This window comes from uncultured Serinicoccus sp. (assembly GCF_947500995.1).
Taxonomy (GTDB): domain Bacteria; phylum Actinomycetota; class Actinomycetes; order Actinomycetales; family Dermatophilaceae; genus Ornithinicoccus.
Window position 1 is genome coordinate 46943 of record NZ_CANMUA010000013.1, and the last position, 11802, is coordinate 58744.

Consider the following 11802-nt stretch of genomic DNA (forward strand, 5'->3'; position numbering starts at 1 on the left):
GGGCACGAGCGCACGGCTCGGGCCCGCGACCACCGGCACACCCCACAGAACCACGCCCGGCACCCCGGGCGAGACGATGACGACGAAGGAGATCGGCTCATGCCGAAGATGAAGACCCACAGCGGCGCCAAGAAGCGGTTCCGCGTGACGGGTTCCGGCAAGCTCATGCACCAGCGCGCGCGCCACGTGCACAAGTTCCAGGAGCGCAGCAGCCAGGCCGCGCGCCGGCTGGTCAACGACAAGGAGGTCGCGCCCAGCGACGTCCGCAAGGTCAAGAAGATGCTCGGTCTCTGACCGGGCGCCTTCCCCTCGAACCCACCCCCTGAAGCACTAGTCAAGGAGTACTCACGTGGCACGCGTGAAGCGGGCGGTCAACGCCCACAAGAAGCGCCGGGTCGTCCTGGAGCGCGCCAGCGGTTACCGCGGGCAGCGCAGCCGGCTCTACCGCAAGGCCAAGGAGCAGGTCACCCACAGCCTGGTCTACAGCTACAACGACCGGCGCGCCCGCAAGGGTGACTTCCGTCGCCTCTGGATCCAGCGCATCAACGCCGGCGCCCGCGCCCACGGCATGACCTACAACCGGTTCATCCAGGGCCTCAAGGCCGCCGGTGTCGAGGTCGACCGCCGCATGCTGGCCGAGCTCGCCGTCCACGACGAGACGGCCTTCGCCGCGCTCGTCGAGCTCTCCCGCGCCAACGTGCCGGCCGTCGGCACCGCGGCGGAGTCCGCGGCCTGAGCCGCCGAACGACGCACCGACGCCCCAGCGCATGAGCGCCTCCGACCGTCCGCTGCTGAGCAACGCTCGCAGCGAACGGGTCCGGGAGGTCTCGGCACTGGGGCGTCGTGCTGCCCGCACGCGGTCGTGCCGGTTCCTCGTCGAGGGCCCGCAGGCCGTGCGCGAGCTGCTCGGGTATGCCGCGGGGCACGCCCGTGCGCTCTACGTCACCGCGGCGGCGGGCGAGCGGCATACCGAGATCCTCGACGCGGCACGGCGCGAGGACGTGCCGACCTGGACGTGCACCGAGGAGGTGCTGGCGGCGATGGCCGACACCGGCTCGCCGCAGGGGGTGCTGGCCGTCGCCGAGCAGGTCGACGTGCCCCTCGACCAGGCGCTGGACGCCGTGGGGCCCGGGGACTTCGCCGTCGTGCTCACGCACGTGCGTGACCCCGGCAACGCGGGCACCGTGCTGCGGGGGGCGAGCGCCTTCGGTGCCGCGGCGGTGCTCGTGAGCGCCGCCTCCGTGGACGTGCACCATCCCAAGGTCGTGCGCTCCACCGTCGGGGCGCTCTTCCACCTGCCGGTCAGTGTGGGGACACCGGTGGGGGAGCTGCTGGACGCGTGCCGGGCGCGCGGGATCCGGCTGCTCGCCGCCGACGGAGCCGGGGAGGTCCGGCTCCCGGACGCCGACCTGGGCGGGCCGCACGCGTGGGTCCTCGGCAACGAGGCCTGGGGGATGCCCGCCGAGGTGCTCGCCTCGTGCGACGTCGGTGTCTCGATCCCCATCGAGCGGGCCGAGTCGCTGAACCTCGCGATGGCCGCGACGGTCTGCCTGCACGCCTCTGCGGCCGCCGGGGAAACCCGGTCGTGGGGGCGCACGGCGCCCACCTAGACTTGCGCAGGTGTCCGACGCCAACAGTCAGCCCAGTCCAGCCGGTATGCCCGCAGGCACCGACGAGGGAGGGTCGCCGCGCGAGGGGGGCGGCTCGGCGTCCTCGGGGCCCGCGCTGACCCAGGAGAGCGTCGAGGCCGACGTCGCCCAGGCCCTCGAGGCGATCGCCCGGGCCGGCGACCTGGACGGGCTGAAGGAGGCCCGGCTGGCGCACGCCGGGGACCGCTCGCCGCTCGCTCAGGCCAACCGGGCCATCGGCGGCCTCCCGGGCCCGGAGAAGGCCGCGGCCGGCAAGCTCGTGGGCCAGGCACGGGGGCGGGTCAACCAGGCGCTGGGGCGGCGCCAGCAGGAGCTGGAGGCCGAGCGGGACGAGCGCATCCTCGTCGAGGAGGCCATGGACCTCACGGTCGCCCCCGGGCGCCGGCCGCTGGGTCGTCGCCACGTGTTGACCGTCACCGCCGAGCGCATGGCGGACGCGATGGTCGGCATGGGGTGGGAGATCGCCGAGGGGCCGCAGGTCGAGGCCGAGTGGTTCAACTTCGACGCGCTGAACTTCGACAAGGACCACCCGGCCCGGCAGATGCAGGACACCTTCTTCGTCGAGCCGGCGAAGGCGGGTCTGGTGCTGCGCACGCACACCTCACCGGTGCAGGCGCGGTCGCTGCTCGAGCGCGGGGTGCCGCTGTACGTCGCGGTACCCGGCAAGACCTTCCGCACCGACGAGCTCGACGCCACGCACACCCCGGTCTTCCACCAGCTCGAGGGGCTGGCCATCGACGAGGGCCTGACGATGGCCCACCTCAAGGGCACCCTGGACCGGCTCGCGGAGGCGATGTTCGGAGCCGGGATCGTGAGCCGGCTGCGACCGGCATACTTCCCCTTCACCGAGCCCAGCGCGGAGATGGACTTCCGCTGCTTCGTCTGCCGGGGGGAGCCGACCGCCCCGCCCTGCCGGACGTGCGGCGGCACCGGCTGGATCGAGTGGGGTGGTTGCGGGATGGTCCACCACAACGTGCTGCGCGCCTGCGGTGTCGACCCCGAGCGCTACCAGGGCTTCGCCTTCGGCATGGGGGTGGAGCGCACGGCGATGTTCAGGCACGGCATCGCGGACATGCGAGAGCTCATCGAGGGAGACGTGCGCTTCAACGCGCAGTTCGGGATGGAGATCTGATGCGGGTACCGGTCGACTGGCTGGGCGAGTACGTCACGCTGCCCGAGGGCGTCACCGGCGAGCAGATCGCCGCCGACCTCGTGGCGGTGGGGCTGGAGGAGGAGGGGCTGCACACCAGTGGTGTCGGCGGCCCGCTCGTCGTCGGCCGGGTGCTCGAGATGACCCCCGAGGAGCAGAAGAACGGCAAGACGATCAACTGGTGCCAGGTCGACGTCGGCGACGCCAACGGCAGCGGCGAGCCCCAGGGGATCGTCTGCGGGGCGCACAACTTCGCGGTCGGCGACCTCGTCGCGGTGATCCTGCCCGGCGGCAGCCTGCCGACCCCGCAGGGTCCGCTGACGATCAGCGCCCGCAAGACCTACGGGCACGTGTCGGCCGGCATGATCTGCTCGGTCCGCGAGCTCGGCATCGGTGAGGACCACGACGGCATCCTCGTGCTGCCGCGCCTGCTGCCCGCCGAGGTCGTCGCGCGACTGGCTCCCGGGGACGACCTCATCGGGGTGCTCGGGCTGGACCGGGAGACCGTCGAGGTCAACGTCACCCCCGACCGCGGCTACTGCTTCTCGATCCGGGGCATCGCCCGGGAGTACTCGCACGCCACGGGCGCGGCATACACCGACCCCGCCTCGCTGCCCGTCGACCGCGGCGAGGGGGAGGGGTATGCCGTGCGGCTCGCCGACGAGGCCCCGCTCGAGGGGATCCCGGGCTGCGACCGCTACCTCGCCCGGGTGGTGCGCGGCATCGACCTCACCCGGACCACCCCGGAGTGGATGGCACGCCGGCTGACCGAGGCCGGTATGCGTCCCATCGGGCTGGCGGTCGACGTGACCAACTACGTGATGCTGGCGCTCGGCCAGCCGTTGCACGCCTTCGACCTGGCCACGCTCGGCGGGCCCGTCGTGGTCCGCCGGGCCCGCCCCGGTGAGCGGCTGACGACGCTCGACGACGTGGACCGCGCCCTGGATCCCGAGGACCTGCTCATCACCGACGGCGGCGAGCGGGTGCTCGCGCTGGCCGGGGTCATGGGCGGCGAGGACGGCGAGGTGACCCCGGGGGTGACGACCGACGTGCTCATCGAGTCGGCGCACTTCGACGCCCGGTCGGTCGGCCGGACGTCGCGCCGGCACCGGCTCTCCAGCGAGGCGGCCAAGCGCTTCGAGCGGGGGGTGGACCCGGACGTGACGGCGGCCGCCGCCCAGCTGGCGGTGGACCTGCTCGTGGAGCACGGGGGCGGGAGCGCCGACCCGGCGGTCACCGATGCCGACCAGCGGCCGGAGCGGCCGGTCGTCGACCTCGACCTCACGCTGGCGAGCCGCTACGTGGGGGTCAACTACGACCTGCAGCGGGTGCTGGAGATCCTGCGGCTCATCGGGTGCGAGGTGCAGGGGGAGGCCGCCGACCGGGTGGTCACCGTCCGGCCGCCGAGCTGGCGTCCCGACCTCACCGACGCCCCCGGGCTGGTCGAGGAGGTCGCCCGCATCGACGGCTACGACAAGATCCCGTCGGTCGTCCCCCGGGCGGTCGGCGGACGTGGCCTGACCCACGGCCAGCGGGCCCGTCGCGCGGTGGCGACCGCCCTGGCGGGGCAGGGCCTCCAGGAGGTCCTCACCTACCCCTTCGTCGGCGCCGAGCGCTTCGACGAGCTCGGGCTGGAGGATGACGACCCGCACCGCGATGCGGTCCGGCTCGCCAACCCGCTGTCGGACGAGGCGCCGCTGCTGCGGACCGCCCTGCTGCAGACGCTGCCGGAGGCGCTGCGCCGCAACGTCTCGCGGGGCAGCCGCGACGTCGCCCTCTTCGAGATCGACAGCGTGACCCTGCCCGCGGGCGAGGCGCTGGCCCCGGTGCCGGGTGTCGGTGAGCAGCCCGACGACGAGGTCCTGGCCCAGATCCGCTCCGCCGTGCCCGCCCAGCCGTGGCACGTGGCGGTCATGGCCGCCGGCCAGGCCGACCGGTCCGGGTGGTGGGGCCGGGGTCGCCCGGTCGATGTCGTCGACGTCGTCGGGTGGGCGCATGCCGTCGCGGACGCCCTGGGGGTGGAGGTCCGCCGGGAGCAGAGCGAGCGGGCGTCCTTCCACCCGGGCCGCTGCGTCGACCTGACCCTGGCGGACGGGACCCTGGTGGGCTGGGCCGGCGAGCTCCACCCCACGGTGGTCCAGCGCCTGGGCCTCCCGGCGCGCACCAGTGCCGCCGAGCTGGATCTCGACGTCCTCGTCGCGGCGAGCGACCACCGGACCCAGGCCAGCCCGTTGTCCACCCATCCCCTCGCGACCTCCGACGTCGCGCTGGAGGTGCCCCGCGGTGTCCGCTTCAGCGCGATCGAGGAGTCGCTGCGTGCGGGGGCGGGCGAGCTCCTGGAGAGCCTGGAGCTCTTCGACGTCTACGCCGGTGACCAGGTGGCGCAGGACCGGCACTCCCTGGCCTTCCGGATGCACTTCCGGGCGCCGGACCGGACCCTGACCACGCAGGAGGTCAACGAGGCGCGGGATGCGGCCGTCCGACGGGCCGCCCAGGACCACGGGGCGGTGCAGCGGTGAGCGCCCGGGTGGCCCTGGTGACCGGGGCGTCGCGCGGCATCGGCGCCCTCGCGGTCGAGGCGCTGCTGGGCGCGGGGTGGCGGGTCGTCGGCATGTCCCGCTCCGGCACGGTCGCCGAGGGCGCCGAGGGGGTGCCGTGCGACGTCACCGACGCCGACCAGGTCGCCTCGGCGGTCGCCCGGGTCGTCGAGCAGCACGGCCGGATCGACCTGCTCGTCAACAACGCCGGCCTCATCGAGGCCGAGGTGCCGCTGTGGGAGGCCGACGTCGAGGAGTGGTGGCAGGTGATGGTGACCAACGTGCGCGGTCCGTTCCTGCTGACCCGGGCGGTGGTGCCGCACATGATCGAGGCGGGGGGCGGCCGGGTCGTCAACATCAACTCCGGGTCGGGCACCAAGGAACGCGCCGACCTCACGGCGTACTGCGGCTCCAAGTCGGCACTGGCCCGCATCACCGGCGGTGTGGCGGCCGGCGGCGCCGAGCACGGCGTCCTCGCCTTCGACCTGGCGCCGGGCGTCGTCGAGACGGACATGACCCACTCGATGCGGATGCACGAGGGCCGCACCGAGTGGACGGCGCCGGGCGACGTGACCGACCTGCTCCTCGCCCTCGCCTCGGGCGAGCTCGACGGCTTCTCCGGCCGGATGGTGCGCGCGGGCGCGGACGACCTCGACACCCTGCGCGCGTGGTCAGCACGCGGCCTGCCCGAGGGCGCCCGCATGCTGCGCCTGCGGCCGTGGGGCGAGGACGACCCGTTGGCCACCTGACGTGAGCGGCTTCGGCGTCCGGACGCCGTGGGAGGACCTCCCCGCCCCGGTCCACGACTGGGCCGCGCGGGTCCTCGGCGGACCCGTCGTCGAGGCGGTCTCGCAACCGGCCGGCTTCTCTCCCGGGTCGGCGGACCGGGTCCGGACCGCCGAGGGTCGGCGCGCCTTCGTCAAGGCGGTCGGCTCCCGACCCAACCCGGACTCGCCCGACCTGCACCGCAGGGAGGCGCGCGTGCTGCGCAGCCTCGCCGCCGAGGGGCTGGACCTCGCCCCCGCCCTCGTCGCCCACCTCGACGACGACGGCTGGGTCGCCGTCATGACCGAGGAGGTGGAGGGCCGGCACCCGCACGCCCCCTGGACCGGGGCCGAGCTGGAGGGCACCCTCACCGCGCTCACCGAGCTCGCCCGTCACCGGGCCCCGGCCTCCTGGCCCGACCTGTCCGAGGAGCTCTCCGCCGAGTTCGGCAGCTGGACCCGGCTGCGGGACGACCCGCCCGCCGACCTGGACCCCTGGCTCGGGGCGCGGCTGGCCGAGCTGCACAGCCTGTCGTCGCGCACCCTGGGCCGGCTGTCGGGCGACACGGTCGTGCACACCGACGTCCGCGCGGACAACCTGCTGGTCGGGACCGACGGGCGGGTGCGGCTCGTCGACTGGCCGTGGGCGAGCCGTGGGGCCGCGTGGTTCGATGCCAGCTCGCTGCTCGTCGACGTCTGGGCGGTCGGGGAGGTGGACCTCGGACCGCACCTCCCGGCGATCCTGGCGCTCGGCGCGACGCGCGAGGACGTGCTCGGTGTCGTCGTCGGGCTGGCGGGCTTCCTGCTCGACGCGTCCCGGCGCCCGGCCGCACCCGGCCTGCCGACCCTGCGTGCCTTCCAGCGGTCCCGGGGGGAGGCGGCCGTCGCGGTCGCGCGGGAGCTCTGGGACGTCACGAGGTCCTGAGACGCCGGAGGCCCCGGGTCAGGCCGTCCCTCCCCGACGGGTGTCCAGCTCGGCGACGAGACGCCGAGGAGCGGTCGCGCGGTAGGACTCCTCGACCAGCTCGGCGACCTCGGTCCAGTCGGTCCCCGCCTCGAGGTCGACGGCCACCCAGCCCGCAGGTCCGAGATACGCCGGCCGGAAGCACCGCGGCTCCTCGAGCAGGGCCCGCGCCTCGTCGGGGTGGGGCTTGACGACCAGTGCCTCCGGGTGCCGCTCGTAGGCGCCGTCCACCTTGATGGAGGCCCCCAGGTAGGCGAACACCCGCTGGGTGTAGAACGCCGGGTGGCCGTGGCTGGTCTTCTCGGCAGCCCCGGGCAGGGACAGGCAGATCCCCCGGAGACGGGTCAGCACGTGGCTCTCCGGGTCCACCATGAGCGGGTGCGCCATGGCGGCACGGTACCGTCGCCGGGGCCGCCGCAGTGATGCATAAGCATGCAGACATCGGTATACTCGTGCACCGTGACCTCGATCCCCATGACCCGTGCCGCGCGGCACCAGCGCATCAGCGACCTGCTGGAACGGCACGCGGTGGGCTCCCAGGGGCAGCTGCTCGACCTGCTGTCCGAGGACGGCATCTCGGTCACCCAGGCCACCCTCTCCCGCGACCTCGTCGAGCTGGACGCGGTCAAGGTGCGACGGGGGCGGCAGCTGGTCTACGCCGTGCCCGGCGAGGGCGGTGACCACACCCCCCGGCCCGCCCAGGACCAGGTGGAGGTCAGCCACCGGCTCGCCCGCCTGTGCCAGGAGCTACTGGTCAGCGCCCGCTCCGTCGGCAACCAGGTGGTGCTGCGCACGCCGCCCGGTGCCGCGCAGTTCCTCGCCTCGGCCATCGACCGCAGCGACGCCGAGGACATCCTGGGCACGATCGCCGGGGACGACACCATCCTCGTCATCACCACCGACCCCGCGGGTGGCCCGGACACGGCGCACCGGCTCCTCACGCTGGCGGCCGAGCCCGAGCAGCGCGACGGCACCTGACAGACTGGTGACATGACCGTGAGCCTGTGGGGAGGCCGCTTCACCGGCGGCCCCAGCGATGCGTTGGCCGCTCTCAGCAAGAGCACGCACTTCGACTGGAGGTTGGCTCCCTACGACCTGGCCGGGTCGCGGGCGCACGCCCGAGTCCTGCACCGGGCCGGGCTCCTGTCCGACGACGACCTCGAGGCCATGCTCGCGGCCCTGGGGCAGCTGCTCGCCGATCTCGGCTCGGGTGCGTTCGTCGCCCTCGACACGGACGAGGACGTGCACACCGCGCTGGAGCGGGGGCTCATCGAGCGTGCCGGGCCGGAGGTGGGAGGACGGCTGCGGGCCGGGCGGTCCCGCAACGACCAGGTGGCGGCGCAGTTCCGCATGTACCTCCGGGACCAGGCCCGCCTGCTGGGCGCCCGGGTGCTCGAGGTGGTGCAGGCGCTCGTCGACCAGGCCGCGGCCCACCCCGAGGTGGCGATGCCGGGGCGGACCCACCTCCAGCACGCGCAGCCGGTGCTCCTCGCTCACCACCTGCAGGCCCACGCCTGGGCCCTCGTGCGCGACGTGGAGCGGCTGGTGGACTGGGACCAGCGCGCAGCGGTCTCGCCCTACGGCTCCGGCGCCCTGGCCGGGTCCTCCCTGGGGCTCGACCCGCAGTCGGTCGCCCACGACCTCGGTATGCCGCGCGCCGTCGACAACTCCATCGACGGCACCGCCTCGCGCGACTTCGCCGCGGAGTTCTCCTTCGTCATGGCGATGACGGCGGTCGACCTGTCGCGGATCGCCGAGGAGGTCATCCTCTGGGCCACGGCGGAGTTCGGCTTCGTCACGCTCGACGACGCGTTCTCGACGGGCTCGAGCATCATGCCGCAGAAGAAGAACCCTGACGTCGCCGAGCTGGCCCGGGGCAAGGCGGGCCGCCTCATCGGTGACAACGCCGGTCTGCTGGCCACGCTCAAGGGGCTGCCGCTCGCCTACAACCGGGACCTGCAGGAGGACAAGGAGCCGGTCTTCGACGCGGTCGACACCCTGGAGGTGCTGCTGCCCGCGGTCTCGGGGATGGTGGCCACCCTCACGTTCCACCCCCAGCGCCTGGAGGAGCTCGCGCCCCAGGGGTTCTCGCTGGCCACGGACGTGGCCGAGTGGCTGGTGCGCGAGGGCGTGCCGTTCCGGGTCGCGCACGAGGTGGCCGGTGCGTGCGTGCGGCACTGCGAGGAGCGGGGCATCGGCCTGGAGGACCTGGACGACGCCGCGCTGGCCTCCATCAGCCCCCACCTGCACCCGGGGGTGCGCACGGTGCTCACCGTGCCGGGCTCCCTGGCCTCGCGCAACGCGCACGGGGGCACCGCCCCGGTGCGGGTGACCGAGCAGCGGGCGCACCTGCTCAAGCAGCTCGCGCGGCTCCGGCACTGGGTGCGCGAGATGCCCGCCATCCGTGACTGATCTTCCGGCCGTGCCCTCCGGGGCCCCCGGCCAGGGCGGGGACGGGAGCCTGCTGCCGCGCAGGGAGCTGTCCGGCCCGGTGCTGGAGGTGGCTCCCCGGCTGCTGGGCTGCGTCCTCACCCACGACGGGGTAGCCGTCCGGCTGACCGAGGTGGAGGCCTACGCCGGCTCCTCCGACCCCGGGTCGCACGCCTACCGCGGACCCACGGCGCGCACCGGGGTGATGTTCGGTCCCGCCGGCCATCTCTACGTCTACCTCAGCCACGGCCTGCACTGCTGCGCCAACATCGTGACCGGTCCGCCGGGCACGGCGTCGGCCGTCCTGCTCCGGGCGGGGGAGGTGGTCGCCGGCGCGCCGCTGGCCCGGCGTCGGCGTCTGCAGGGGAGGTCCAGCCCCGTCCCCGACCGCGAGCTGGCCCGCGGGCCGGGCAACCTGGGGCGCGCGCTCGGGCTCGACCGGCGGCACGACGGGCTGGACCTGTGCGGTCCCGGCTCCCCGCTCTCGCTCCGGGTGCCGACGGGGGCGGCGCGCTCGGAGCTGCCTCCTGCCGTCCGCACGGGACCACGCGTCGGGGTGAGCGGGGAGGGAGGCTCGGCCGAGCTCTTCCCGTGGCGCTTCTGGCTGACGGGGGAGGCGACGGTGTCGGCATACCGGGCGGCGGCCCCGCGCCGTGCCGGGTCGCGCAGCACGTCGGGGCGTCGGTCGGGCCGACAGTAGGCTGGCCCCACCACGACGCGATCTCGTGCCCCCACGACCGGAAGGACCCCACGGTGACCCACATCCTCGACGAGCTGCGGTGGCGGGGCCTGGTGGCGCAGACCACCGACGAGGCCGCGCTGCGCCAGGCCTTCGACGACGGACCGATCACCGTCTACTGCGGCTTCGACCCGACCGCGCCGTCGCTGCACTTCGGCAACCTCGTCCAGCTCATCGTGCTGCGCCACCTCCAGCGCGCGGGGCACCGGGTCATCTGCCTGGTCGGCGGGTCCACCGGGCTCATCGGCGACCCCAAGGCGACCTCGGAGCGGGTGCTCAAGACCAAGGACGAGGCTGCCGCCAACGTCGCCCGGATCCAGCAGCTGGTCCGGCCGTTCCTCGAGGTCGAGGGGGACAACCCGGTCATCATGGTCAACAACCTGGACTGGACGGCACCGCTGAGCGCGCTGGACTTCCTGCGTGACGTGGGCCAGCACTTCCGGGTGAACCAGATGATCCGCAAGGAGGCCATCGCCGCGCGGCTGCAGAGCCAGGAGGGGATCTCCTACACCGAGTTCAGCTACCAGCTGCTGCAGGGGCTGGACTACCTGCACCTGTTCCGCGAGTACGGCTGCACGCTGCAGACCGGAGGGCAGGACCAGTGGGGCAACCTGACCGCGGGGGTGGACCTCATCCACCGGGTCGAGGGTGCCTCGGTCCAGGTGCTCACGACACCCCTCATCACCGACGAGAACGGCATGAAGTACGGCAAGTCCGAGGGCAACGCCGTGTGGCTCTCGGCCGACATGACCTCGCCCTACGCCTTCTACCAGTACTGGATCAACGTGGCCGACGAGGAGACCGGCAAGCTGCTGCGTGTCTTCACCGACCGGGACGCCGCGCAGATCAGCGCGCTGGAGGAGTCAGCCCGCGAGCGGCCCCACCTGCGCGAGGCGCAGCGGGCCCTGGCGGCGGACGTCACGACCCTCGTCCACGGGGCGGCGGCCACCGCGCAGGTCGAGGCCGCGAGCCAGGTGCTCTTCGGGCGGGCCGACCCGGCGACGCTCGAGGCCGGCACGCTCCAGGACGCCACGGCCGAGCTGCCCGGTGGGTCGGCGGACGTCGGCGACAGCGTGCTCGACGCCCTGGTGCGCACCGGACTGGCCGACAGCAGGGGAGCTGCCCGCCGACTCGTCGGCGAGGGAGGGGTCAGCCTCAACAACGCCCGCGTCGACGACGTGGACCGTCTGCTGGCCCAGGACGACTTCCTGCATGGCCAGGTGGCCCTGCTCAAGCGCGGCCGCAAGAGCCTCGCAGCGGTCCGAAAGGCCTCCTGACCAGCAGATTTGTGGTCGGCGCCCAACGTCACCTAGAGTTTCCTCTCGCCGCACCGACAGGGAGGCACGGACACCGAGAGGTGGCCGGTCCCGGGTACGGCACCACGCACCGACGGCGTCCGAGCAGGGCTCGGACGGGATTTGACTCCCGGAAGCGCAGGTGCGTAACCTAGAAGAAAGCCCCTGACATCACGGCGCGAAAGCGCACGGATGATGGTGTGTGTCCGATTCTTGAGAACTCAACAGCGTGTTTGTTTTTTGATGCCATGTTTTGTTTGCCATGGCTGGTGCC

General features: G+C 73.6%; 12 protein-coding genes. 11 read left to right on the forward strand and 1 reads right to left on the reverse strand.

The genetic code is table 11. The features are described from left to right. The first annotated feature begins 99 nt into the window (after positions 1-99). Genes rpmI through Q0967_RS16900 form a run of 7 tightly spaced genes read left to right on the forward strand, consistent with a single transcriptional unit; the run spans position 100 to position 7025 of the window. Positions 100-294: a 50S ribosomal protein L35 gene (gene rpmI / locus Q0967_RS16870; RefSeq protein ID WP_058892344.1), complete on the forward strand. Its 195-nt coding sequence runs from the start codon at positions 100-102 to the stop codon at positions 292-294. Positions 295-349: 55 nt separating this feature from the next. Beyond that, the gene (gene rplT, locus Q0967_RS16875; RefSeq protein WP_298752799.1) at positions 350-736 is read left to right on the forward strand and encodes a 50S ribosomal protein L20; all 387 of its coding nucleotides are present in this window, start codon (positions 350-352) and stop codon (positions 734-736) included. A gap of 31 nt (positions 737-767) precedes the next feature. Then, positions 768-1610 (forward strand): RNA methyltransferase, encoded by an 843-nt coding sequence (locus tag Q0967_RS16880; protein WP_298752801.1) that lies wholly within the window; start codon positions 768-770, stop codon positions 1608-1610. Positions 1611-1620: 10 nt separating this feature from the next. Next, on the forward strand, positions 1621-2781 hold the full coding sequence (gene pheS / locus Q0967_RS16885) for a phenylalanine--tRNA ligase subunit alpha (protein ID WP_298752803.1): 1161 nt from the start codon (positions 1621-1623) through the stop codon (positions 2779-2781). Next, a complete protein-coding gene (gene pheT, locus Q0967_RS16890; protein ID WP_298752807.1) occupies positions 2781-5318 on the forward strand; it encodes a phenylalanine--tRNA ligase subunit beta in 2538 nt (845 codons plus the stop codon). The genes pheS and pheT overlap by 1 nt, the downstream gene beginning before the upstream one ends. Then, the gene (locus Q0967_RS16895) at positions 5315-6085 is read left to right on the forward strand and encodes an SDR family NAD(P)-dependent oxidoreductase (RefSeq protein WP_298752808.1); all 771 of its coding nucleotides are present in this window, start codon (positions 5315-5317) and stop codon (positions 6083-6085) included. The genes pheT and Q0967_RS16895 overlap by 4 nt, the downstream gene beginning before the upstream one ends. 1 nt (position 6086) lies before the next feature. After that, positions 6087-7025 carry an aminoglycoside phosphotransferase family protein gene (locus tag Q0967_RS16900; protein ID WP_298752810.1) on the forward strand — a complete coding sequence of 313 codons (939 nt, stop codon included), beginning with the start codon at positions 6087-6089 and terminating at the stop codon, positions 7023-7025. An 18-nt stretch (positions 7026-7043) separates the two neighbouring features. On the opposite strand, the gene Q0967_RS16905 is transcribed toward Q0967_RS16900, so the two are convergent. Further along, a complete protein-coding gene (locus Q0967_RS16905) occupies positions 7044-7451 on the reverse strand; it encodes an MmcQ/YjbR family DNA-binding protein (RefSeq protein ID WP_298752812.1) in 408 nt (135 codons plus the stop codon). A gap of 81 nt (positions 7452-7532) precedes the next feature. Here Q0967_RS16905 and Q0967_RS16910 point away from each other — a divergent pair, with 81 nt between their 5' ends. From Q0967_RS16910 to tyrS, 4 genes are read left to right on the forward strand one after another with little or no spacing between them, the layout of a single operon-like run. After that, the gene (locus Q0967_RS16910) at positions 7533-8042 is read left to right on the forward strand and encodes an arginine repressor (RefSeq protein WP_298752820.1); all 510 of its coding nucleotides are present in this window, start codon (positions 7533-7535) and stop codon (positions 8040-8042) included. A gap of 12 nt (positions 8043-8054) precedes the next feature. Then, complete coding sequence (gene argH / locus Q0967_RS16915) at positions 8055-9476, forward strand: argininosuccinate lyase (protein WP_299451221.1); 1422 nt, start codon at positions 8055-8057, stop codon at positions 9474-9476. Next, the gene (locus Q0967_RS16920; RefSeq protein WP_363321999.1) at positions 9469-10194 is read left to right on the forward strand and encodes a DNA-3-methyladenine glycosylase; all 726 of its coding nucleotides are present in this window, start codon (positions 9469-9471) and stop codon (positions 10192-10194) included. The genes argH and Q0967_RS16920 overlap by 8 nt, the downstream gene beginning before the upstream one ends. 53 nt (positions 10195-10247) lie before the next feature. After that, complete coding sequence (gene tyrS / locus Q0967_RS16925) at positions 10248-11510, forward strand: tyrosine--tRNA ligase (RefSeq protein ID WP_298752816.1); 1263 nt, start codon at positions 10248-10250, stop codon at positions 11508-11510. The last annotated feature ends 292 nt before the right edge of the window (positions 11511-11802 follow it).